Below are 22,685 nucleotides of genomic sequence, written 5' to 3'. Positions count from 1 at the left end.
TCCTATGGGTGAAGGACACGTGGCTTCGATCACTGGCTGCCGACAAAAATAGCCGATCGGGGCAGGGAAACTCTGAAAAGGGGCAGGAATCACCACTCTGTCCATTCGGGACCGTTCACGCAGTGTTGTATCGCCTGGCGTCCCGACCTATCCTTTCCGCAACCTTCGGACTCTTCCGAGGTGGGGAGGCAACCCGAGTGGCAAGCACTGTCAACGCAGTCGCGGTGGACTACGCCCACGAGGACGAGCAGGGCGCGGGCGAGCTCAACGACGTGCTGCGCATGGGACCGTTCCACATCGCGCTGCAGGCCGCCATCTCGGCGCGCGGGCTGAGCCTGGAAACCATCCAGCGCAGGCTGCAGGCCAGCGGCCACGAGGTGAGCATCGCGAGCCTGAGCTACTGGCAGCGCGGGCGCAGCCGACCCGAGCGGGCCAGCTCCCTGGAGGCCGTGCGCTGCCTGGACCGGATCCTCGGGCTGCCCAGCGGCTCGCTGATCGCGCTGCTCGGGCCGACCCGTCCGCGCGGGCGCTGGGCCAACCACGTGCCCGGCTCGGTCCCGTTCGCCGCGCTCGGGCACAGCGACCGCTCGCTGCGCGTGGTGTCCGACGCCATCGACCCGGACACCAACCAGCGGCTGGAGACGATCAGCCACCACCAGGACCTGCACCTGGACGCCGCCGGGCGCGGTTACCGCATGGTGGTCCGCCGGGTGCTGCGGGCCCGCGCCGACGGGGCGGACCGGATGCTGGTGATGAACGTCGGCGACGACCCCAAGGCCGGGCAGCCCCAGTTCACGGCGGGGGCGAACTGCCGGGTCGGCCGCGTGGTGCACGACGCCGAGGAGGAGATGACCGCCGCCGAGCTGCTGTTCCACCGGCCGCTGCGGGTCGGTGAGACCTACCTCGCCGAGTACGAGATCGCGGGCACCAACCCCGAGGTGCGGGTCAGTGAGCTGACCCTGGGCTTCCGGCAACCGACCAGGGAGTGCGTGTTGCAGGTGCTGTTCCACGCGGAGGGCCTGCCCGCGCGCTGCTACCCGGTCTGGCAGCCGCAGGCCAAGCAGCTCAGCCGCACGCCCAGGGGTGTGGACCTGCACTCCGAGCAGCGCATCGAACCGGGCGGCAGCGTGCACATCGCCCTGGTGGACATCCCCGCGGGCTGTTACGGCCTGCGCTGGGACTGGGACTGACCTGCTGCGACACGCCGTACCCAACACGGAGCACACAACCGTGTGGTCCCGGTAGCCGATCACCGGGCGCGGGGGTAGAACCAGGTCAGACGCCGGTCGGCGGTGGCGTTCGCAACCTCACCAGGTGCAGACACGTCCTGTAGTCGGACAGCCCTGCCGTCGGCCCGGGAGGAGTGGGCGTGACCGATCGACCGTGGAACGACCGTGGCCGTGGCTCGATGCTGCCGCCGCCGAGGCAGCCCCGCGGCCACCGCTCCCGGCCCGAGGACTGGCAGCCCGCGCGCTACGCCACCGCGCGCAGCCAGCGCACCGCCGACCGCAGGGCCACCGGCGCCCGCCGCGCCAAGATCGCCCTGGCCACGGCCTCGGTACTCGTGCTGGGGGCCACCTGGTTCGGCTGGACCCAGTTGCAGAACTTCAGCAACGGGCTGACCACGGCGAACGTCATCGATCCCGGCGCGGGCAGCGAGCAGCCCGCCGACGGGTCCACCGACATCCTGCTGGTCGGCATGGACAGCCGCCTGGACGCGCAGGGCAACCCGCTGCCCCAGGACATCCTCAACCAGCTGCACGCGGGCGGCAGCGAGGACGGCGGCACCAACACCGACACGATGATCCTGATCCACATCCCGAACGGCGGCGGCAAGGCGGCGGCGATCTCCATCCCGCGCGACGCGTACGTGGACATCGCGGGCGGCTACGGCCCGCACAAGATCAATTCGGCGTTCAGTTACGGCAAGAACGACTCGATGAAGAGCCTGCGCCAGCAGGGCGTGTCCGGCTCGCAGCTGGAGGTGCAGTCCAACCAGGAGGGCGCCAAGACCGCGATCCGCACGGTGCAGGACCTCACCGGGGTCACCATCGACCACTACGCCCAGGTCAACCTGGTCGGCTTCTACGAGATCACCCAGGCGATCGGCGGGGTCGACGTGTGCCTGAAGGCGCCCGTGGACGACAGCTTCTCCGGGGCGCACTTCGCCGCGGGCCAGCAGTCGGTGGCGGGCGCCGCCGCCCTGGCCTTCGTGCGCCAGCGGCACGGCCTGCCCCAGGGCGACCTGGACCGGATCAAGCGCCAGCAGGTGTTCATGGCGGGGCTGGCCAAGAAGGTGCTCTCCGCGGGCACGCTGACCGACCCGGCCAAGCTGTCCGCGCTGGCCGACTCGATCAAGAAGTCCGTGGTGCTCGACCAGGGCTGGAACATCCTGGGCTTCGCCCAGCAGATGCGCACGCTGACCGGGGGCAACCTCCAGTTCAGCACCATCCCGATCAAGAACATCTCCTACCAGACGCCCAACGACGGGGACGCGGTCCAGGTGGACCAGGCGCAGGTGGCGGCGTTCGTGCAGGGGCTGACCAATCCGGCCTCCAACGCGGCCAACGCGAGTTCCTCGCCCAACGCGACGATCACCGTGGACGTGCTCAACGGGGCCGGCTCGGCGGGGCTGGCCGGGCGGACCATGGACCAGCTCACGGCCAAGGGCTTCGGCCAGGGGGCCACCGGCAACACCCCGGCCAGGACGTCCACGCTGGTGACCTACGGCAGCGCCGCTGGCAAGGACGCGGCACAGAAGGTCGCCGACGCGCTGGGCGGTGGGATCACGGTCTCCCAGGAGCCGAGCCTGCCCGCGGGGCATGTGGAGGTGTACCTCGGCTCGGACTACACGGGTCCGGGGGCCCAGGGGTTCACCGGGTCCGCGCCGCTGAGCCTCAACGGAGGCATGGCGAGGACCGAGCAGACCACCTCATCCGACGCGCCGATCACGGCGGACGGCGTCACCTGCGTGAACTGATCGCAGGCTCAGGACTGGACATTGCCCTGGTGCTGGGGGTTCGTCTGGGGCTGCGGAGCCGCGGCCTGCGGGGTCCCCTCGGTGAGCTGCGACGGGGCCGGCGGGGTCGAGGACTTGTCCTCGGCCTTGCCGTCCTTCGCCGACATCTCGGCCTTGAAGATCCGCAGGGACTGCCCGATGCCGCGTGCGGCACTGGGCAGCTTCCTGGCTCCGAACAGCACCACGACCACCAGCAACAGGATGACCAGGTGCGTTGGACCGAAAGCGTTGAATGGCATCCCAGCCAGCCTAACCCACGATCGGGGGACCGGTGCTCCCCCAGTTGGTCTCCACACCAGGACGCCACCCACCGGCCACCTGGCGGCGGTACCGTCGTCACGTGGATGCCCAGCCCGCTGTGGAGCGCACCCTCGGTCACCTGCGTGCGGTGGACGGTCCCGAGCCAGCACCGGCCCCGGCGCTGACACTGGAGGACCTGTACCGCACGCACCGGATGCGACTGGTGCGGTTGGCGATCCTGCTGGTCGACGAGCCCGCCACCGCCGAGGACGTGGTCCAGGAAGCCTTCACCGGACTGCACCGCAACTGGTCCACCCTGCGCGACGCCGCCGCCGCGGTCGGCTACCTGCGCACCGCCGTGGTCAACGGCAGCCGCTCGGTCCTGCGCCGCCGCAAGACCGCCCGCGACTACACCCCACCGCACACCGCCAACGCGCGGTCGGCCGAGTCCCTGGCCATGCTCACCGCCGAACACCAGGCCGTGGTCAACGCCCTGGCCAAGCTCCCACCCCGCCAACGCGAGGTCCTGGTCCTGCGCTACTACGGCGACCTGTCCGAAGCCGAGATCGCCGAGGCCACCGGCATCTCCAAGGGCACCGTCAAGTCCACCGCCAGCCGCGCCCTCGACGCCCTCCAGAAGCTGATGGCAGGCACCTGAGCACGGCTACGGAAATGCCTTCCGACCAGCGAGTATTCACCCATTCGGGTGAGTCACGCTGAAAAAGTTCTCGCGAACCGCGTAATGAACTCTGCGCTGCGTGCTCTCACCGGTGTGCGGATCGACCCGATGACATACCAGCGCGTGCTCGGCGACGAGCTCCGCAAGCTGCGCAAACAACGCGGCTGGACCAGGAAGGTGCTGCAGGGCAAGCTGCAGACCGAGGTCTCGCTGCAAACCCTGGCGACCTACGAGCTGGGCACCAGGCAGTGCTCGGTGGTCCGGCTTGCCGAGATCTGCCTCGCCATGGACGCGCTGCCGCACGACGTGCTGGCCAAGGTGCACGGTCGCATCTTCTCCGACTCCCCCGGCGAGCACGTGCGCCTGGACCTGGCCCGGGTCGCCGAGGACACCCAGCCCGACCTGCTCCCGCTGCGCCGCTGGGCGCGCGACCGACTGCGTGCGACTGGCGCCCGCAACGCAGAGGTGCAGCTCGACCTGCCCGCACTGGAGCAGATGGCCGAGCTGTGCGGCTTGGACACCGTTGAACTGCTCAGCAGGCTGCGCGGTGTCATGCGCTGAGGACCCACACTCCCGCGGTGTGAAGAGCGAGAGGTGGCTTTTGGGGGCGCCGAACCCCCGAAAGCCACCTCTCGTGCTGTGCGCCAGAGCGGGACTCACACGCCCCAGAGCGGGACTCGCCCAACTACCGGCGAGTCCCGCTCGCAGGAGCGTGAGTCCCGCTAACGGGACAGCACCTTGGGGCGGGTCGCGGCGAGCAGCTCGTAGTCGGCCAGCTCCACGCGGTTGGTGCGCAGCACGTACTGCCACACGAAGCCCGGCCACACGGTGCGGTTGACCCCCGCCGAGTCCAGGTACCAGCTCTTGCAGCCGCCGACGCTCCACACGCCCTTACGCAGCTTCGCCTGGATGTCGCGGTTGAACCGGTCCTGCGCGGCGGGCCGCACGTCCATGGCGTCCACGTCGTGCTTGTCCAGCAGCTTCAGGCACTGCAGGACGTACTTGGTCTGCGCCTCGATCATCAGCACCACGGAGTTGTGGCCGAGACCGGTGTTCGGGCCGAGCAGGAAGAACAGGTTGGGGAAGCCCGAGACGGTGATGCCCAGGTAGGTCTCCAGCCCCTTCTCGGCCCACTGGCTGTTCAGGTCCACCCCGTCGCGGCCCTTGATGTCCAGGTAGTCGAAGGCGTCGGTGACGTGGAAGCCGGTGCCGTAGATGATCGCGTCCACCTCGTGCTCGACGCCGTCGGCGGTGACCACGCTGTGCTCGCGCACCTCGGAGATGCCCTCGGTGACCAGGTCCACGTTGGGCCGGGAGAAGGTCGGGTAGTAGTCGTTGGAGATCAGCACCCGCTTGCAGCCCATGGTGTAGTCCGGGGTCAGCTTCGCGCGCAGCTCGGGGTCGGGCACCTGCTTGGCGATGTGCCGCACCACCGAGCGGGAGGCGAGCTTGAGCAGCTTGGGGTTCATCGAGAACGCGATGGCCCGCGCGTCGAGCTGCCAGAACAGCGCGGTACGGCGGGTCTTGAGCGCGCCGGGCAGCAGCTTGAGCAGCCGCCGCTCCCAGCTGGACACCGCGCGGTCCGGCTTGGGCCGCACCCAGGCGGGGGTGCGCTGGAACAGGGTCAGGTGGCCGACCTTCTTGGCGATCTCCGGCACGAACTGGATCGCGCTGGCCCCGGTGCCGATCACGGCGACCCGCTTGCCGGTCAGGTCGTAGTCGTGGTTCCACTCGGCGGAGTGGAAGGTGGTGCCCTTGAACTTCTCGATGCCGCGCAGCTGCGGGATCGAGGGGATGTGCAGGGCGCCGACCCCGGCGACCACGGCGCGCGCGGTGTAGGTGTCGCCGCTCTCGGTGCGCACGGTCCACTGCTTGGTGTCGTCGTCGAAGCTGGCGCCGCTGACCTTGGCCCCGAACTGGATGTGCCTGCGGATGCCGTGCTTGTCGGTGCAGCGGCGCAGGTAGTCCCAGATCTCCTGCTGCGGGGCCCACAGCCGGGACCAGTCGGGGTTCTGCTCGTAGGAGAAGGAGTACAGGTGCGACTGGATGTCGCAGGCGCAGCCCGGGTAGGTGTTGTCCCGCCAGGTACCGCCGACGTCCTGTGCCTTCTCCAGGATGACGAAGTCGTGCATGCCGGCCTGCTTGAGCTGGATCGCCATGCCCAACCCGGAGAACCCGGTGCCGATGATCACGATGCTGGCGTCCCGGTGGGTGCCCATAGCCCGTCCTTCCAGCCTGCCGATTGCGTACTCGTCAGTAGGTTACCGCGAGTAGGTTACTTTGGGTAGACTCATCTCGTGACGAGCACAACCGAGCCGGTGGAGCGCCGCAAGCGGATGCCGCGCGCCGCCCGCAAGGCGCAGATGCTGGCGGTGGCCGAGGAGGTCTTCGCCCAGCGCGGCTACCTGGCCGCCTCCATGGACGAGATCGCCGAGCAGGTCGGCGTGTCCAAGCCAATGCTCTACGAGTACTTCGGCTCCAAGGAGGGGCTGCTCGTCGGCTGCATCCACAAGGCGCGCACCGAACTGCGCGAGGCCACCGAGCAGGCCGTGGTCGGCGCGGCCAACGCCGAGCAGATGATGCGGCTGGGCCTGCTGGCGTTCTTCCGGTTCATCGCCGAACGCCGCCAGTCCTACAGCCTGCTGCGCCAGGAGGCCGCCGTCACCGTGCCCTCCGCGGTACAGGAGATCGAGGGCATCCGCCGCCAGCAGACCGACCTCATGATCGGCATGATGGCCGCCTACCAGCCGGACGCGGCCCCGGTTGAGCTGGAGGCGGCGGCCGAGGTGCTGGTCGGCTCCTGCGAGCGGCTGGCCGAGTGGTGCGAGCGGCGCTGCGACATCAGCCCGGAACAGGCCACCGACCTGCTGATGGGCATGGTGTGGACCGGCCTGTCAGCCCGACTCGGCGACTGACCACCCGCTGGTGTCCGCCCAGGCCCTGGCCCGGGCGGTGATCTCCGCGATGAGCTCGCCCTTGGCCTCGGCGTACTCGTTGAGCCGCGGCCACTCGCGGGTGGCCAGCTCGCGCTTGAGCCGCTCGTAGGCAGCCCGGTCCCGGGCCTCGCGGCACAGCCAGTCGCGGAACAGCAGGTGCCGGTACTCCCACCAGCCGCCCAGCGTGCACAGGTGCACGTGCACGTCCAGCTCGGGCGTGCGCAGCATCCGGTGCTCGGGCTCGCGCACCCGCAGCACGTAGCCCACCGCCTCCAGTTGCGGCAGGTAGGCGTCCTCGTCGTCCACGTTGGGCACGCTCACGTCGATGTCCACGATCGGTTTGGCGCCCAGCCCGGGCACCGAGGTGGACCCGATGTGGTCGATGCGCCGGGCCGTCTCGCCCAGTGCCGCGGCGATGCGCGCCCGCTCGGCCTGGAAGCGCGCGGGCCAGTCCGGGTCGGGTTCGGCGATGTGGATCGTCCGGTGCTCCGCGCCGCCGATCAGCACCGGCCCGGTCAGCGCCCGCAGCTTCTCCCTGGCCACCACCAGCGCGGGGTCGGGCAGCTCCCGCGCGCCGAGCAGCACCTCGCGCAGGTCGGCGTGCTGCCCGAACTTCGCGAGGTTGCCCTGCACCAGGACGGGCAGGTCGCGGCTCGTGCCCGCGTAGTGCGCCACCGAGGGGTGCCGCCGTCCGTCGAGTAGGAACTCCGCGGGCCAGTCCAGGCGCAGGCACTCCTCCATGGCTTCCTGCCTACCAGATCCTCAGGGCGTGACGAGCACCTTCAGCGCGCTGCGGTCGTCCATCGCCCGGTACCCCTCGGCCACGTGGTCCAGGTCCACGGTCAGGTCGAACACCGGGGACGGGTCGATCGCGCCGGAGAGCACGTCGGGCAGCAGCTGCGGGATGTACGCCCTGGCCGGGGCCATGCCCCCGGAGATCGTCAGGTTGCGCACGAACAACCTGCCCAGCGGCAGACCGGCCACCTCGTGCGGGGCGCCGACGTAGCCGATGGCCCCGCCCGGCCGGGCGCTGCCGATCGCGGTCAGCCACGCCTGCTCGGTGCCGACGCACTCCAGCACGGAGCGCGCGCCGTGCCCGCCGGTCAGCTCGCGGACCCGGTGCACCGCCTCCTGGCCGCGCTCGGGCACCACGTCGGTGGCGCCGAACCGCCGCGCGATCTCGGTGCGCTGCTCGTGCCTGCCCAGCACGATGATCCGCTCAGCGCCGAGCCGCCTGGCCGCGAGCACCCCGCACAACCCCACCGCCCCGTCACCGACCACGGCCACGGTGGACCCTGGCCCGACCCCGGCGCAGACCGCCGCGTGGTGGCCGGTGGTCAGCACGTCGGACAGGGTCAGCAGGGCGGGCAGCAGCGCGCGGTCCACGTCCTTGGGCAGCCGCACCAGCGTGCCGTCGGCGACCGGCACCCGCACCGCCTCGGCCTGACCGCCGTCGGAGCCCTTGCTGCCCCACATGCCGCCGCTGGTGCACATCGACTGCAGGCCGTCGGCGCAGAACTCGCAGTTGCCGTCGGACCACATGAACGGGGCGACGACCAGGTCGCCCACGGCCACGGAGCTGACCTGTGAGCCGACCTGGACCACCTCGCCGAGGAACTCGTGGCCGATCCGCTGGCCCGGCTCGAACCCGGCGACCCCTCGGTAGACCCACAGGTCGGTACCGCAGACGCAGGCCATCAGCACGCGCACAACGGCGTCGGTGGGCTCGGTGACCCTGGCGTCGGGCACCTGGTCGACCCGAAGGTCGCCCGCGCCCCGCACGGTGGTGGCTCGCACCTGTTCCTCCTGTGACGATCAAGAGTGGACTCCTGCCCAGTTCACCACGAACCGCGCTGGTGCTCGCGTTAGGTTCACCGGCGTGAGCGTGTTCGTGAAACAGGACTGGGACGCCGAGGACCTGCCCGCGATCGGCGGCAACTACCGGATCCGACTGTCCGGCGCGGACACCGGCGGGCGGCTGGCGATCGTGGAGCAGTGGCTGGCGCCCGGCGCGCTGGGCGCGGCCCCGCACGTGCACCACGGGCACGAGGAGGACTTCGTCGTGCTGGACGGGGAGATCACCTTCGACGTGGTGCAGGACGGCAAGCGGTCCAGCGAGGTGGTCGGCGCGGGCGGCTCGGTCGCGGTGCCGCGCGGCGCGGGTCACGGCTTCCGCAACGAGGGCAGCACGGCCGCGCGCTGTCTCGTGGTGTTCACCCCGGCCGGGTACGAGGACTACTTCCGCGAGGTCTCCCGGTTGGTGGCCAACGGTCATCAGCCCAGCAACGAGGAGCTCAACGAGTTGCGCGCGCAGTTCCGCACCGAACCCGTGTGATGCTCCGGGCGCGGCCCTGCCTCCGCGCCCGGAGCACTCCCCCAGTGGCTCAGTGCACGCGGTACACGACCGTGCCGTGCGCGGGCACCGAGGCGCTGATGGTTCCGCTGGTGGTCGAACTCGCCTTGGACCACAGGTCCTTGAGCTGGTGCGAACCCGAACCGGCACCGATCGCCGACAGCGAGGTGCTGATCCTCGCCGTGCTGTCGGTCTCGTTGAACAGCGCGACCGCGATGTCGCCGTCCGCCAAGGGCTTGCGCACCACGTGCAGGCCGCCCGCCGAGGAGATCTCGTTGCCCTGCACGCCCTTCGCGTCCTGGTCCAGCGCGATCACCTCGGTGTTGCGCAGGATCGCCAGGGTCGCCGAGGATGCCTTGCGGATGTCCGAGCCGATCAGCAGCGGGGCGGACATCATGGCCCACAGGGAGAAGTGGCTGCGGTACTCGGTGTCGGTCATCTTGCCGTTGCCGACCTCCAGCATGTCCGGGTCGTTCCAGTGCCCCGGCCCCGCGTACTTGCCCAGCGTGATGTTCTTCTTGTAGATGGACAGCATCTTGGCGTAGCTGTCGTTGATGTCCCCAGTGGTGCGCCAGGAGTTGCCCACGCCCGCGGCCCAGGTCCACGGCTGGTTCTGCCCCCACTCACAGATCGAGTAGAGGATCGGGCGACCGGTCGCGGCCAGTGCGTCGCGCATGGCGGTGTAGCGCTGTTTGGCGTCCACGCCCTGGTTGTTGCAGTTGTCGTACTTCAGGTAGTCCACGCCCCAGGAGGCCCAGAGCTTGGCATCGGCCTTCTCGTGGCCCAGCCCACCGGGAAAGCCCGCGGCGTTGCAGGTCTTGGTGCCCGCGCTGGAGTACAGCCCGAACTTGAGCCCCTTGCCGTGCACGTAGTCGGCGACCGCCTTGATCCCGTTGGGGAACCTGGTCCTGTTCGGCACCAGGTTGCCCAAGGAGTCGCGGCTGCTCTCCGCCCAGCAGTCGTCCAGGTTGACGTAGGTGTAGCCGGCTTCCTTGAGACCGCTGGACACCAGCGTGTCCGCGATGCCCTTGACGAACCCCTCGGTGAACTGCGCGCCGCAGTGCGTGAGGTTCCAGTTGTTGAAGCCCATCTGCGGGGTGCGGGCCAGCCCGTTGTCCGAGGGCGCCGCGGTGGCCACGGCCGGTGCCGTCAGCGCGGTCAGTGCGGCCAGCGCCGCCACGAAGGTCCTGCGCACGAGCGTTCCTCCAGCTCAGTCGTGGACGAGACGTGCGCGGCGGGCGCTCTGGGTCGGAAACATAGGAGCTCTGCGCGGACAAATCAAGACCCCGGCCAGGATCTCGGGCAAGACCGGGGTACACATCGGAGGTCCGGACCACCTCACTCCCCTGACGACACGGATCCGGAGTACCTTCGAGCTACCTGGGGGTAGTTACTTCGGCTCGGAACGAGCCCACCAACCGGGTGAGCCCGTGAACGTGCACGGACACGCTTCGTATCACCGCGTGCGCGCAAACCTGGCGCTACTACCCCATGCAGTTGGTCCTGCACCAGCGAAATGGAGTATTGGCACGAGGCCCGCCGGATGGCTGAATAGATCAGGCATCCCCGCGGCATTAATTCCAATCCTGCCAGTGCGGAAAGGGTTGACCTGCACCATGGACATGCGGTACGAGGCGTACTGCCTGGCCGATCCGCTCTTCTACGACAGAACCGGCCGGTCGGACTCCGAGAGGGTGGCCTTCCGCTTTGGGCGCAAGCCCGTTCCCGCCGGGTGGGAGAAGCACGAGGTCGGTCTGTGGACCGCATTGAAGCCGACGGGGGCGACCGGACCGGGTCAGGGTTGGAAAATTCACGTCTCCGCCACCCTGGAGAACTGTGAACGCGTGCTAGAACTGACGGCCGAGTACTGCATCAGGAGACAGATCCCGTTCAAGTTCCTCCAGAACAGGACCGTGCTGGTCGCGCAGAACTCCAAGTACGCCAAGCGCAGCTCCAGCGGCAAGCTGCTGACGATCTACCCCTCCGGCGAAGCCCAGCTCCAGGTCGTCATCGACGAGCTGTCCGAGCTGCTGTCCGGCGAGCAGGGCCCCTACATCCTCAGCGACCTGCGTTGCGGGACGGGTCCGCTCTACGTGCGGTACGGCGGATTCACCCAGCGGTTGTGCCCCGGCCCGAACGGCGAATTGGTGCTGGCCATCGAGAACGCGGAGGGCACACTCGTCCCAGACGAGAGAAGACCCGTTTTCAGCGTTCCGGAGTGGATTTCTGTCCCAGATTTTCTACAGCCGCACATCGAAGCACGCAAGGGTAACGGCGACACTCTCCCCTATCAGGTGAAAAGCCCACTGCACTTCTCCAACGGCGGCGGTGTGTACCTGGCCCGCCGACTCGTCGATGACCAGCAGGTTGTTCTCAAGGAGGCTCGCCCCTTCGCTGGGCTCGACGCCGAGGGCACCGACGCGGTCACCCGACTTCACCGTGAACGAGACGCGCTGCGCACTCTCGCCGGAATCCCGGGAGTGCCCCGGTTGTACGAGGACTTCACGGTCTGGGAGCACCATTTCCTGGCAATGCAGCACATGCCCGGCGGCACGCTGGGCGCCTGGCAGGCCGCGAACTACCCGCTGGTGGACCCCCGTCCGGGTGAGGCCGAGGTGGCCGGGTACCGGGGCCGCGCGCTGGCCATCCTGGCGCAGGTGGAGCGGATCATCGGCGCCATCCACGAGCGCGGGCTCGTCTTCGGCGACCTGCACCCGAACAACGTGCTGGTCGACGACGAGGACCGGGTGTCGCTGATCGACTTCGAGCTGGCCTTCGACGCGGAGCTCAAGCGCAGGCCCGCGCTGGGCGCACCGGGCTTCGCCGCGCCCGCGGGCCGCGTGGGCCGCGAGGTGGACCTGCACGCATTGCAGGCACTGCGCCTGTTCCTGTTCCTGCCGCTGAACCGGATGTTGTTGTTGGCGCCGGAGAAGCTCGACCACTACGTGTCGGTCGCGGGAGCCCGGTTCGGCCTGCCCGCCGGTGAGCTGGACGAGGTGCGCACCACCCTGTACCGGGACAACCCCCGGGCTGCCGAGCACGGCGCGAACACCTTGCTGGACGAGGAGAAGCCCGACTGGTCGGCGGTGCGCTCCAGCCTGGTGCGGGCCATCCTGGCCAGTGCCACCCCACAGCGCGAGGACCGGCTGTTCCCCGGGGACATCGAGACGTTCACCAGTGGCGGCACGACCTTCGCGCACGGGGCGGCCGGAGTGCTGCACACGCTGGCGGCGGTCGGCGCGGGCCGGTTCCCCGAGTACGAGCAGTGGCTGATCGACGCGGTGCGCCGGGAGGCGCCACGGCGGCCCGGGTTCTTCAACGGCGCACACGGCGTGGTGCACGTCCTGGAGCAGTTCGGCCACAGCGAGCTGGCCGACGAGCTGCTCGCCGAGTACGCGCCGGTGCTGCACACGGTGCACGACCACAGCCTGTTCGGCGGGCTGTCGGGCATCGCGCTGAACCTGCTCGACCTCGCCGATCGCAGGCGGGACAACGACTTCCGCGACCAGGCTCTGCTGCTGGGCCAGCGGCTGGCGGACAAGCTCAGCCTGGCCGCCCCGCCGGGGCCGCGCGGACGTGCCGGGTTGTGCGCGGGCTGGTCCGGACCCGCACTGCTGTTCGTGCGGCTCTTCGAGCGCACCGGGGAGCCGGAGTGGTTGCGGCTGGCCGATAGCGCGCTGCTGCGGGACCTGGACGAGTGCGTGCAGCGCCCGAACGGCACGGTCCAGGTGCGCGACGGCGGACTGCGCACGCTGCCCTACCTTGAGGTGGGCAGCGCGGGCATCGCGCTGGTGCTCGGCGAGCTGAGCGATCACCTGCCCGAGGCGCGCAGCGTGGAGTCGCTGCCCGGGCTGCACACCGCGCTGCTGCCCGAGTTCGTGATCTTCCCGGGGCTGCTGGCCGGCCGGGCGGGTGTGCTGGCCACCCTGCACCGCGCACGGCAGCGGACACCCGACGCGGAACTGGACGCCGCGGTGTCGACGCACCTGCGACGCCTGGGCTGGCACTCCGTTTCCTACCAAGGGGAACTGGCCTTCCCCGGCACCGAGTTGCTGCGGTTGTCCATGGATCTGGCCACGGGCACGGCTGGGGTGCTGCGCGTGCTGGCCGGGATCCAGGACGGGCACGGCGCGTTCCTGCCGTTCCTGCGCGACCAGCGGCAGCCCGTCAAGCGGGAGGTGCCCCTGCTACAGGGGTGAACCGGCCCGCCACAGACCGGTCAGCCGGGAACACCTGGTTGGCCAACGAGAAACACCGACAGAAGGAGTGCGGAAGATGGAGCTTGTCCTCGACCTGCAGGCCATGGAGGCCCCCACCCACGGTTGTGGCGGCCACGGCGGCGGCAGCCACCTGAGCGTCTCCGGCTGCGGCGGCGCCAGCGGCCTGTCGCTGCTGCTCTGCGAGGTCTGATCCTCGCGGTAGTCGTGGTCTGCTGACCGCGGGTGGGAGGGCCCCAGGGCCACCGCGGCCCTCCCACCCGCGGTTGTTTTCCTTCTCTGGCAAGGAGTTGACGTGCTGCGGAGCAGGGGCGACCGGCTGCTGCTGACCGCGGCGCTGCGCCCGCGCGGCTGGCTGGCGGCGATGGCGCTGATCAGCGCGGCGGGTACCGCGGCGAGCCTGCTGCTGCCCGACGCGATGGCAGCCGGGGTCGACGCGGCGCTGTCGGGCACCGGGGACGGGGCGTCCGCACTGCTGTTCGCGGGTACCGCGCTGGTGCTGGTCGGCACGGAGTCACTGACCGGCATCGCCGTGACCAAGTGCGTGGCGGCGAGCACTACCTGGTTGCGCCACAAGCTGATCGACGCGCTGCTGGCGCTGCGGCCCGTCGACCGCGAGCGGTTCGCCGCGGGCGACGCGGTGAGCCGGATGGTCAACGACCCGGTGGAGACTGGGTCCGCAGGCGTGCTGATGGTGCAGTTCGCCGCATCGACTTTGCTGTCAGCGGGTGCCGTGGTCGCACTGGCCCTGCTGCACTGGACCCTGGCCGTGGTCTTCGCGGTGAGCATGCCGCTCGCGGTGTTCGTGGCGCGGGCCTACCTGCGCAACACCGCCCAGCAGGTAACGGCGTACCGCACGGCCGCGGCGGAGCTGTCCGCCAGGTTCCTGGAGGCCGTACTGGGGCTGCGCACGATCACCGCGACCCGCACGGCCGAGCGCGAGGTGCGGCGCGTGCTGCGACCGCTGCCCGGGCTGGGCGAGGCCGGGGCCGCGCTGTGGTCCTCGCAGGCGACGATGGTGTGGAACTCGGCGCTGCTCGGTCCCGGTGTGGAGATCGTGGTGCTGGCCGCCGCCGGGGTCGGCGTGGTGAACGGCCAGCTGACCGTGGGACAGGCCTTGGCGGCACTGGGTTACGCCGCGATGGGCATGGGCCTGACCCAGTACGCCCCGCAGCTGATGACCGTGGCGCGGGCCAGGGCCAGTGCGGAGCGGCTGTCCGAGGTGCTCGCCGTGCCCAGCCCGGAGCCCGGTGGCAGGCCGCTGCCGGACGGCCCCGGTGTGCTTGCGCTGCAAGGGGTTTCGGCTGGCCCGCTGGAGGGCGTCGACCTGCGGCTGCCCGCGGGCCAGGTGATCGCCGTGGTGGGGCGGTCCGGTACCGGCAAGTCCACGCTGGCCGCGCTGGCCGCGGGTTTGGCCGAGCCGACGGCAGGGATCGTCACCCTGGACGGCGTGCCGCTGCGAGAACTGAGGCCCGAGGGCCTGCGCGGCGCCGTGGGATTCGCCTTCGAGCGACCGGTGCTGCTCGGCGGCACGGTCGGCGAGGCGATCGGCTACGGGCGTGCCGCCGACGAGCGGGCCATCCGCGCGGCGGGCAGGGCCGCGCAGGTGGACGACGCGATCCTGCGGCTGCCCGAGGGCTACGACACCCCGCTGGCCGAGGCGCCGATGTCCGGCGGTGAGGCGCAGCGCGTGGGACTGGCCCGCGCGCTGGTGGGCTCACCGCGCGTGCTCGTGCTCGACGACGCGACCTCCAGTGTGGACACCGTGACCGAGGTGCGGCTGGCCACCGCGATCACCGACTCGCTGCCCGGACGCACCCGGCTGGTGGTGACCCACCGCAGCACCACGGCGGCCCGCGCGGACCTCGTGGTGTGGCTGGCCGACGGCTCGGTCCGCGCCACCGGAGCGCACGAGCTGCTGTGGCAGGACCCCGAGTACCGCGCCGTCTTCGCGGAGGCCTGAGTCGATGCGCGAGTACCTGGCGGCACTGGGCCGCACCCGACGCGCGTTGCTCGTGCTGGCGCTGTGGTCCCTGCTGGAGGGCGTGCCCGCGTTCCTGTCCGGACGACTCGTGTCCCTGGCCATCGACCAGGGCTTCGCCGCCGGTTCGCTGTGGCGCGGGCTCGGCTGGCTCGGCCTGTTCGGCGCGCTGTCCGCGCTCGGTGCGCTCGGCTCGCGGCAGGTCTTCCACCGGCTGGGCAGCGTGGTCGAACCAGTGCGCGACGAGTTGGTCACCGCCGTGGTGCGCGGGGTGCTGCACGGTGGCGGCACGCCGGACGCCGCGGTGGTCGCCCGCATCACCCGGCACGTCGAGGTGGTCCGTGACGTCACCGCGGGTTTGCTGGTGCAGGGCAGGGCGTTCGTCGTCACCACGGTCGCCGCGCTGGCGGGTCTGCTCAGCACGGCGCCCCAGTTGGCGCTGCCCGTGGCCGCCCCGATAGCCGCCGCGCTGGTGCTGTTCGCCGTGCTGCTGCGCACGCTGGTCGCCCGGCAGCGGGCCGTCGCGGTCGCCGACGAGCAAGCCGCCCGCGTGGTCGGCGGGGTGTATGGCGGGCTGCGTGACGTGGCCGCCTGCGGGGCGCAGCAGGTCGCGCGCGCCGCGGTCGACACCGAGATCGCCCGCCAGCAGGAGGCCGCGGTGCGCCTGGCCCGTGCCGGGGCGGTGCGGATCCTGCTGGTGGCGCTGGGCGGGATCGTTCCGCTGGCGCTCGTGCTCCTGCTGGCCCCCGGTCTGGTCCGCTCCGGGCAGCTGACGGCCGGCGCGGTGGCGGGTGCCGTCACCTACCTGACCACCAGCGTGCAGCCCGCCCTGCACTCGCTGCTGGTGACCATGGGCTCCTCGGTGCTGCGGCTGGCGGTGACCCTGCGCAGGCTGACCGGCGACCGCGCGCCGGTCCAGCAGGCCCGGCCCGGCGAGCCGCAGGTTCCGTTCGGGCACGCGATCACGGTGCGGGACCTGACCTTCGGCTGGAGCCTGGACGCCACGCCGGTGGTCGCCGGCCTGGACCTGACCGTGCCGGAGAACACGCACCTGGCGGTGATCGGCCCCAGCGGCATCGGCAAGTCCACCCTGGCGGCGCTGATCACCGGGGTGCTCAGCCCACGCTCGGGCAGCGTGCTGCTCGGTGGCGTGCCGGTGCGCGACATCGCCGCCGACCAGTTGCGCGAGCTGGTGACCCTGGTGCCGCAGGAGGCGTACGTGTTCACCGGCACCGTCCGGGAGAACCTGGCGTACCTGCGCCCGGAGGCCAGCGACCCGGAGCTGACAGCGGCCGCGTGCGCCGTGGGCGCGGCCGACCTGGTGACCCGGCTGGGCGGCCTGGGCGGGCGGGTCGGGCACGGCGGCACCGAGCTGTCCGCCGGGGAGCGGCAGCTACTCGCGGCGGCACGGGTGCACGTGTCGGCGGCCAGGATCGTGGTGCTGGACGAGGCGACCTGCCACCTGGACCCAGCGGCCGAGGCCGTGGTGGAGCAGGCGATGGCCGATCGCGGCGGCACGCTGGTGGTGATCGCGCACCGGCTCAGCTCGGCCGTGCGGGCCGACCGGGTCCTGCTGATGGACGGCGGCCAACCGGTGCTGGGCAGCCACACCGAGGTGCTCGCCAGGTCGCCGCTGTACGCCGAACTGGTGCACGCCTGGGGTACTCCGCAGCCCGCTCCCTAGTGCGGTGTCCAAAATCCTCGTCGGGTGATTTCGCGGTCCAGGTGGATGGATCGGCGTGCCGGCCCCGCGTCTTCATACTGGTTGTATGGGGGCGCGGGGGCGGTGCGGCGAGGCGCCGCCTGGGCGCGGAAGGGCCGGCGAGGGTTGCCGGACACCGCACTAGCCGCCAGCCACCGACGGGATCACCTGTACCTCGGCCCCCTCAGTCAGCGCCGTGTCCGCGCCGTTCAGTTGTCGGCACTCCTCACCTCCCACGTACACGTTGACGTACCTGCGCAGCACCCGTCGCTCGTCACGCAACCTGCGCTCCAGCAACGGATACCGGGCTGCCACCACGTCGAGCAGTGCGCCCACCGTGGCCGGTTCACCGACCTCGACCTCCAGCTTCGCGTTGCCGCCCGCGTGCGGACGCAGCACTCCGGGCAGCAACAGGACGACCAGCACCGCGGCCGCCTAGACCGTGGCCGCGCGGACGCACAGCACGTCGGGCAGGTGTTTGGCGATCACCTGCCAGCTCTGGCCCTCGTCCCGGCTGGCGTACACCTCGCCGGAGCGGGAGCCGAAGTAGAGGCCCGCGGTCTCGGCATCGTCGGTGCACATGGCGTCCCGCAGCACCGTGGAGTAGAACCCCGCCTCGGGCAGCCCTCGCTGCAACGCCTGCCAGCTGCGGCCAGCGTCCTCGCTGCGGTAGACCCGGCAGCGGCCCTCGGGTGCGAACCGGTTCTCGTCGGCGATCAGCGGGAAGGTGTACACCGTGTCCGGTTGGTGCGGGTGGACGACCACTGTGAAGCCGAAGTCCGAGGGCAGCCCCTCGGCGATGGACTGCCAGCTCGCGGCGTCGTCCTCACTGCGGTACACCCCGCCGTGGTTCTGTAGGAAGAACCGCTCCGGCCGATCCGGGTGCCTGGCGACCTTGTGCACGCACTGCCCGAACTCCGGGTAGCGCTCGGGCAGGAACCCGGCCTGGATGCCGCGGTTGGCCGCGTGCCAGCTCGCACCGCGGTCCTCGGAGCGGTACACCCCACCGGTGGACATGGCCACGGTGATCGACTCCGGCCGCGTGGGGTGCGGCAGCACGGTGTGGATGGCCTGTCCTCCGTAGCCGGCGCCCCAGTCGGGCCGGTGCTCGTGCTCCCACAGGCCGCGCACCAGCTCGTAGGTCAGGCCGCCGTCCTCGGAGCGGAACAGCGCCGAGGGCTCGACCCCGGCGTAGACCACCTCCGGCTCGCAGGCGGGCCCCGGCGTCAGCTGCCACACCCTGCCCAGAGCGGCGCCGGTGTCCTCGGGGAACGCCAGCGGCGGCTGGTCGGGTTCCCGCCAGGTGCGGCCCAGGTCGTCACTGGTGACCACGGTCGGCCCGAAGTGCTCACTCGTCGTGCCCACCAGCAGCCGCGGCCTGGCCCGTCTGGGGTCCACGGCCACCGCGTAGACGGCGGTCATCGGGTTGTGCGGGCCGGTCAGCTGCCAACGGGCCCGGTTGTCCTCACTGGTCGCCAACCAGAGACCCTTGCGGGTCCCGATGGCGACGATCGTGCGTTCATCAGCCATGTGACGCACGCTACAACCGGCCACCGACAAGTACTGTCCTGGCCGGATCGGACCGGGAGGCGAACGGGTGGCTGAGGGCGGGCGCACGGGGCGCAGGCGGGTGCCGCTGGAGGACCCCGCGCGGCAGCGCGAGGTGTTCGAGGCGACGCTGGACGTGGTGGCGGAGGTGGGCTACGAGCGGTTCAACATGGACCTGCTCGCCCAGCGGGCACACGTCAGCAAGGCGAGCCTCTACCAGCGCTGGCCGTCCAAGGCGCACCTGCTGGTGGCCGCACTGCACGCGACCAGGGTGGAGCCGGTCCTGCCGGACACCGGTTCGTACCTGGACGATGTGCGGGAGCTGTCCCGGCAGTGGCTGCGCGCGGGCCTGCGCGGGGACACCCGGGGGCTGGTGCTGGCCCTGTTGGAGGGCAGCAGGCGGGATCCCGAGCTGGCGAACCTGATGGCGCAGACCCTGGGCCAGGGTGCGGAGCCGCCGATGGAGGCGGTGCTCGCGGCGGCGGTGGCCAGGGGGGAGATCCCGGCCTCGGTGGACACCGAACTGCTCGCCGACCTGCCGATGGGCCTGGCCATGGTGAACCTGCTGTTCAAGGGCACCCAGCCGACCGAGGAACTGCTCGACCGGATCGTGGACGGGGTGCTCGCCCCGCTGCTGCGCGGCCCGGATCACAGCGAATAAAACAGAACTGTTCTGTACTCTCGCTCACGGGGCCACTCGTTGGGGTGATGTCCGCTGCGGTGACGGCGGAGCTGCGGTGTGGTCGGGTTCCACGAGCGGAGAGGGCGGGCCATGACCACTGCACAGGCCGAGGTCGACCAGGGTGCGGCGGGGCCCGCGCCGATCAGCAGGGCACGGGTCAACGCCGTGTTCGGCACGGTGCTGCTGGGCATGCTGCTGGCGGCACTGGACCAGACCATCGTGGGCACCGCCCTGCCGACGATCGTCGGGGACCTGGGCGGGGCGGGCCACCTGTCCTGGGTGGTCACCGCGTACCTGCTCGCCGAGACGATCATGACCGTGGTGGTCGGCAAGTTCGGCGACCTGTTCGGCCGCAAGGTGATCTTCCAGATCTCCGTGGTGGTCTTCGGCCTCGGCTCGTTCTTCTGCGGGTTCGCCGACAGCATGACCTGGCTGATCATCTGGCGCGCGGTGCAGGGCATCGGCGGCGGCGGGCTGATGGTCACCGCCACCGCGCTGATCGCCGACGTCATCCCGCTGCGCGAGCGCGGCAAGTACCAGGGCATGCTCGGCTCGGTGTTCGGCGTGGTCACCGTGGCCGGGCCGATGCTGGGCGGGCTGTTCGTGGACCACCTGTCCTGGCGCTGGGCCTTCTACGTCAACATCCCGCTGGTCGTGGTGGTGCTGATCGTGGCGGCCGCCTCGATGCCCTCGGTGCGCGCCGCGGTCAAGCCGGTGGTGGACTACCTGGGCATCCTGCTGATCGGCCTGGCCGCCACCGGGCTGACCCTGGTCACCAGCTGGGGCGGCACCACCTACGCCTGGGACTCCCCCGAGATCATCTGGATGTCGGTGGGGTCGGTCGTGCTGCTGGGCCTGTTCGTGCTCGTGGAACTGCGGGCCAAGGAGCCCATGCTGCCGATGCGGCTGTTCACCAACCCGGTGTTCACCGTGGCGGGCATCCTCAGCTTCATCGTCGGCTTCGCCATGCTGGGCGCCCTGTCCTACCTGCCCACCTACATGCAGTACGTGCAGGGCACCTCGGCCACCGCCTCCGGTGTGCGGCTGCTGCCGATGGTGCTGGGCCTGCTCGTCGCCTCGATCTTCTCCGGCAACGTGATCAGCAAGACGGGCCGGTACAGGGTGTTCCCCATCGCCGGGGCCATCGGCATGACCGCGGGCCTGTACCTGCTGTCCCTGATGGACACCCAGACCGGGATCCTGGCCTCCTCGCTGTACATGCTGGTGCTCGGCGTGGGCATCGGGCTGGGCATGCAGGTCCTCACCATCGCCGTGCAGAACACCGTGGACTACTCGGACCTGGGCGTCGCGACCTCGGGCGTGACCTTCCTGCGCTCGATCGGCAGCTCGTTCGGCGCCGCCATCTTCGGCACCATCTACGCCAACCAGTTGTCCGGCAACATGGCGAGCACGCTGGCCGCGCACCCACTGCCCGTGGGCGTGGACCCGCACGTGGTCCAGGTGCCACAGGGCCTGTACGCACTGCCCGAGGCGGTGCGGGCCCCGTTCGTGCAGGCGTACGCGGACTCGCTGCACACGGTGTTCCTCTACGCCGCGCCGGTGGGTCTGCTCGCGCTGCTCGTCGCCCTGTTCTTCAAGGAAGTGCCGCTGCGGGACACCTCGCGGGCCAGTGCCGCCGACGTGGGCGAGGGCTTCGGCATGCCGGAGTCGCGCGAGGGTGACGCCGAGTTGGAGCGGCAGATCGCCACGCTGATGTTCCGCGAGCGCAGGAAGATGGCGCCCGCGATCCTGTCCCGCGCGGGCACGGAGCTGGACGAGGGCGGCGTGTGGTGCCTGCTGCGCGTGCACTTCCGCCACAAGCTGGGCAAGCCCGCGACGGTGGCGGGTATCGCCGAGGACGTGCGGGTGCCGCGCCAGGTGCTGGAACCGGCCTTCTCGGCGCTGGAGCGCAGCGGGCACCTGACCGTGCTGGACGGGGAACTGGTGCACACCGACCGGGGCCAGGCCGAGTTCGGCAAGTTGTCGGCGGCCTGGCGGGACTGGCTGGCCGAGCGGCTGGCGGACTGGGGCAGCCGCGACCGCGCCGAGCTGGACGCCGCGATCAGCCGGGTGGCCGGGCGGCTGATCGACCAGGCCACCGAGGAACGGCCCGAGGGCAGGCACGCCCTGGTGTGAGCCTGGTCGCTGCACCCGAACGGGTTAACGCCGTCATGCGTCCCATGGCGGGTGCGTCTCACCATGGGACAGGTCACACCCGGGGAGGCAGAGCGATGGCAGCGGAACCGATCACAGTGCACTACGTGCCCGAGGGCGAGGACTGGACGGTGAACGTCAGCGCGGGTGAGACCGTGCTGACCGACCAGGCGCCCGGGCTGATCGCCGCGCGCGACCGCGCCGACCAGTTGGTGGAGGAGCTGTCCGGCACCGAGCAGCGGCGCACCGTGGTGCACCTGCTCGAGGGGGACGCCTTCGCGTTCACCACGGCGTACCTGCAGGCCAGACACGGCATGACCAGCATGCTCTACGCCGACCCCAGGCAGGAGCAGGCCGCCCCGCTGCCCGGTGAGAACACCCAGGAGCTGGATCTGTCCGAACTGACCGACGAGGAGGTCAACCAGTCGGCCCCGAGCACCTAGGATGTCTGGTCGAGAACCCTTTTCCAGCCAGCTGCTAGGGGGCGGGCCTTGGCCACAGCGTCGTACGCGGAGCGGGTGGGCGCTGTCCGGGGACGTCCGCGCGACGCCAGCAGGGACGAGGCGCTGCGGCAGGCGGCGCTGGAGGTCATGGCCGAGGTCGGCTACCGGGCGCTGACCATGGACGCGGTGGCGGCCAAGGCGCGCGCGGGCAAGGCCACCATCTACCGGCGCTGGGAGTCCAAGCTGGACCTGGTGATCGACACCGTGAACCAGCTGGTGCACCAGAACATCCCCGAGTCCGACACCGGCTCGCTGCACGGGGACCTGCGCGAGTTCCTCAGCTCGTTCGCGGCCTTCCTGTCCGGCCCCTCCGGCAAGGCCGCGCAGGCGCTGGTCGGCGAGCTGCCGCACGAGCCGGAGCTGGCCGCCGCGTTCCGCGAGACCTTCCTGGTGGCCCAGCGCGACGTGCTGCGCGGCATCCTGGACCGGGGCACCGCCCGCGGCGAGGTGCGGCTGGACGCCCCACGCGGCATGGTCGTCGAACTGGCGGGCGCGGCGCTGACCTACCGCCTGATGCTGACCGGGGACCCGCTGGACATGACCTTCGTGGACCGCCTGCTGGACACCGTGCTGCTGCCCCTGCTGCGCCCCGAGGCGGAGTGAGCCCTACCTGGTGACAATCCCCCACCACTCCCTGGGGGGCGTCCCCGTCACCAGTCTACCGCCCGCCC

General features: G+C 70.9%; 21 protein-coding genes. 14 read left to right on the top strand and 7 right to left on the bottom strand.

What is annotated here, in order from left to right:
* Nucleotides 1-197: 197 nt before the first annotated feature.
* Both KALB_RS06380 and KALB_RS06375 read left to right on the top strand, forming a co-directional pair.
* On the top strand, nt 198-1,190 hold the full coding sequence (locus tag KALB_RS06380) for a hypothetical protein (protein WP_025354891.1): 993 nt from the start codon (nt 198-200) through the stop codon (nt 1,188-1,190).
* 179 nt (nt 1,191-1,369) lie between these two features.
* Entirely contained in the window at nt 1,370-2,980 is a 1,611-nt protein-coding gene (locus KALB_RS06375) for an LCP family protein (RefSeq protein WP_025354890.1), read from the top strand.
* An 8-nt stretch (nt 2,981-2,988) separates the two neighbouring features.
* On the opposite strand, the gene tatA is transcribed toward KALB_RS06375, so the two are convergent.
* Nucleotides 2,989-3,258 (bottom strand): Sec-independent protein translocase subunit TatA, encoded by a 270-nt coding sequence (gene tatA / locus KALB_RS06370; RefSeq protein WP_025354889.1) that lies wholly within the window; start codon nt 3,256-3,258, stop codon nt 2,989-2,991.
* A 101-nt stretch (nt 3,259-3,359) separates the two neighbouring features.
* Between tatA and KALB_RS06365 the strand changes: the two genes are divergently transcribed.
* Both KALB_RS06365 and KALB_RS06360 read left to right on the top strand, forming a co-directional pair.
* Nucleotides 3,360-3,917 (top strand): SigE family RNA polymerase sigma factor, encoded by a 558-nt coding sequence (locus tag KALB_RS06365; protein WP_236650187.1) that lies wholly within the window; start codon nt 3,360-3,362, stop codon nt 3,915-3,917.
* A 114-nt stretch (nt 3,918-4,031) separates the two neighbouring features.
* Nucleotides 4,032-4,499 (top strand): helix-turn-helix domain-containing protein, encoded by a 468-nt coding sequence (locus KALB_RS06360; RefSeq protein ID WP_025354887.1) that lies wholly within the window; start codon nt 4,032-4,034, stop codon nt 4,497-4,499.
* A 161-nt stretch (nt 4,500-4,660) separates the two neighbouring features.
* Here KALB_RS06360 and KALB_RS06355 read toward each other — a convergent pair whose 3' ends face one another.
* Complete coding sequence (locus KALB_RS06355; RefSeq protein WP_025354886.1) at nt 4,661-6,157, bottom strand: flavin-containing monooxygenase; 1,497 nt, start codon at nt 6,155-6,157, stop codon at nt 4,661-4,663.
* Nucleotides 6,158-6,274: 117 nt separating this feature from the next.
* Between KALB_RS06355 and KALB_RS06350 the strand changes: the two genes are divergently transcribed.
* Nucleotides 6,275-6,853, top strand: a complete 579-nt coding sequence (locus tag KALB_RS06350) for a TetR/AcrR family transcriptional regulator (protein ID WP_042221735.1) — start codon at nt 6,275-6,277, stop codon at nt 6,851-6,853.
* Here KALB_RS06350 and KALB_RS06345 read toward each other — a convergent pair.
* Together KALB_RS06345 and KALB_RS06340 are read right to left on the bottom strand one after the other, a co-directional pair.
* Entirely contained in the window at nt 6,833-7,615 is a 783-nt protein-coding gene (locus KALB_RS06345; protein WP_025354884.1) for a GrpB family protein, read from the bottom strand. The two genes, KALB_RS06350 and KALB_RS06345, sit on opposite strands and share 21 nt — an antisense overlap.
* Before the next feature lie 21 nt (nt 7,616-7,636).
* A complete protein-coding gene (locus tag KALB_RS06340) occupies nt 7,637-8,671 on the bottom strand; it encodes a zinc-dependent alcohol dehydrogenase family protein (RefSeq protein WP_025354883.1) in 1,035 nt (344 codons plus the stop codon).
* Between the two features lie 82 nt (nt 8,672-8,753).
* Here KALB_RS06340 and KALB_RS06335 point away from each other — a divergent pair, with 82 nt between their 5' ends.
* A complete protein-coding gene (locus KALB_RS06335; protein ID WP_025354882.1) occupies nt 8,754-9,209 on the top strand; it encodes a cupin domain-containing protein in 456 nt (151 codons plus the stop codon).
* A 49-nt stretch (nt 9,210-9,258) separates the two neighbouring features.
* On the opposite strand, the gene KALB_RS06330 is transcribed toward KALB_RS06335, so the two are convergent.
* The gene (locus KALB_RS06330) at nt 9,259-10,422 is read right to left on the bottom strand and encodes a glycoside hydrolase family 27 protein (protein WP_030108732.1); all 1,164 of its coding nucleotides are present in this window, start codon (nt 10,420-10,422) and stop codon (nt 9,259-9,261) included.
* Between the two features lie 421 nt (nt 10,423-10,843).
* Between KALB_RS06330 and lanKC the strand changes: the two genes are divergently transcribed.
* From lanKC to KALB_RS06315, 4 genes are all read left to right on the top strand, one after another.
* Nucleotides 10,844-13,426, top strand: a complete 2,583-nt coding sequence (lanKC, locus tag KALB_RS06325) for a class III lanthionine synthetase LanKC (protein WP_025354881.1) — start codon at nt 10,844-10,846, stop codon at nt 13,424-13,426.
* 76 nt (nt 13,427-13,502) lie between these two features.
* Nucleotides 13,503-13,637 (top strand): SapB/AmfS family lanthipeptide, encoded by a 135-nt coding sequence (locus KALB_RS46315; protein ID WP_148309371.1) that lies wholly within the window; start codon nt 13,503-13,505, stop codon nt 13,635-13,637.
* 102 nt (nt 13,638-13,739) lie between these two features.
* Complete coding sequence (locus KALB_RS06320; RefSeq protein ID WP_338033851.1) at nt 13,740-15,407, top strand: ABC transporter ATP-binding protein; 1,668 nt, start codon at nt 13,740-13,742, stop codon at nt 15,405-15,407.
* Nucleotides 15,408-15,411: 4 nt separating this feature from the next.
* Nucleotides 15,412-17,109: an ABC transporter ATP-binding protein gene (locus KALB_RS06315; protein ID WP_025354879.1), complete on the top strand. Its 1,698-nt coding sequence runs from the start codon at nt 15,412-15,414 to the stop codon at nt 17,107-17,109.
* 159 nt (nt 17,110-17,268) lie between these two features.
* Here KALB_RS06315 and KALB_RS06310 read toward each other — a convergent pair whose 3' ends face one another.
* The gene (locus KALB_RS06310) at nt 17,269-17,553 is read right to left on the bottom strand and encodes a MoaD/ThiS family protein (protein ID WP_025354878.1); all 285 of its coding nucleotides are present in this window, start codon (nt 17,551-17,553) and stop codon (nt 17,269-17,271) included.
* Nucleotides 17,554-17,562: 9 nt separating this feature from the next.
* A complete protein-coding gene (locus KALB_RS06305; protein ID WP_025354877.1) occupies nt 17,563-18,657 on the bottom strand; it encodes a WD40/YVTN/BNR-like repeat-containing protein in 1,095 nt (364 codons plus the stop codon).
* A 67-nt stretch (nt 18,658-18,724) separates the two neighbouring features.
* On the opposite strand from KALB_RS06305, the gene KALB_RS43670 reads away from it, so the two are divergent.
* From KALB_RS43670 to KALB_RS06285, 4 genes are all read left to right on the top strand, one after another.
* The gene (locus KALB_RS43670; RefSeq protein WP_081789215.1) at nt 18,725-19,336 is read left to right on the top strand and encodes a TetR/AcrR family transcriptional regulator; all 612 of its coding nucleotides are present in this window, start codon (nt 18,725-18,727) and stop codon (nt 19,334-19,336) included.
* A 111-nt stretch (nt 19,337-19,447) separates the two neighbouring features.
* Nucleotides 19,448-21,493 (top strand): MDR family MFS transporter, encoded by a 2,046-nt coding sequence (locus KALB_RS06295; protein ID WP_025354875.1) that lies wholly within the window; start codon nt 19,448-19,450, stop codon nt 21,491-21,493.
* A gap of 95 nt (nt 21,494-21,588) precedes the next feature.
* Entirely contained in the window at nt 21,589-21,954 is a 366-nt protein-coding gene (locus KALB_RS06290; RefSeq protein ID WP_025354874.1) for a hypothetical protein, read from the top strand.
* A 48-nt stretch (nt 21,955-22,002) separates the two neighbouring features.
* Nucleotides 22,003-22,617: a TetR/AcrR family transcriptional regulator gene (locus tag KALB_RS06285; protein ID WP_025354873.1), complete on the top strand. Its 615-nt coding sequence runs from the start codon at nt 22,003-22,005 to the stop codon at nt 22,615-22,617.
* Nucleotides 22,618-22,685 lie beyond the last annotated feature (68 nt).

This window comes from Kutzneria viridogrisea DSM 43870 (assembly GCF_000525635.1).
Lineage (GTDB): Bacteria > Actinomycetota > Actinomycetes > Mycobacteriales > Pseudonocardiaceae > Kutzneria > Kutzneria viridogrisea.
Note: the sequence above shows the minus strand (reverse complement) of the source record. Positions and strands in the feature narration are given on the sequence as shown.

What these genes read in the sequence shown, in the direction of transcription:
- KALB_RS06345 (WP_025354884.1), bottom strand. Translation starts at nt 7,615, where the DNA reads ATGGAGGAGTGCCTGCGCCTGGACTGGCCCGCGGAGTTCCTACTCGAC.
- KALB_RS06355 (WP_025354886.1), bottom strand. Translation starts at nt 6,157, where the DNA reads ATGGGCACCCACCGGGACGCCAGCATCGTGATCATCGGCACCGGGTTC.
- KALB_RS46315 (WP_148309371.1), top strand. Translation starts at nt 13,503, where the DNA reads ATGGAGCTTGTCCTCGACCTGCAGGCCATGGAGGCCCCCACCCACGGT.
- lanKC (WP_025354881.1), top strand. Translation starts at nt 10,844, where the DNA reads ATGGACATGCGGTACGAGGCGTACTGCCTGGCCGATCCGCTCTTCTAC.
- KALB_RS06315 (WP_025354879.1), top strand. Translation starts at nt 15,412, where the DNA reads ATGCGCGAGTACCTGGCGGCACTGGGCCGCACCCGACGCGCGTTGCTC.
- KALB_RS06290 (WP_025354874.1), top strand. Translation starts at nt 21,589, where the DNA reads ATGGCAGCGGAACCGATCACAGTGCACTACGTGCCCGAGGGCGAGGAC.
- KALB_RS06305 (WP_025354877.1), bottom strand. Translation starts at nt 18,657, where the DNA reads ATGGCTGATGAACGCACGATCGTCGCCATCGGGACCCGCAAGGGTCTC.
- tatA (WP_025354889.1), bottom strand. Translation starts at nt 3,258, where the DNA reads ATGCCATTCAACGCTTTCGGTCCAACGCACCTGGTCATCCTGTTGCTG.
- KALB_RS06350 (WP_042221735.1), top strand. Translation starts at nt 6,275, where the DNA reads ATGCCGCGCGCCGCCCGCAAGGCGCAGATGCTGGCGGTGGCCGAGGAG.
- KALB_RS06295 (WP_025354875.1), top strand. Translation starts at nt 19,448, where the DNA reads ATGACCACTGCACAGGCCGAGGTCGACCAGGGTGCGGCGGGGCCCGCG.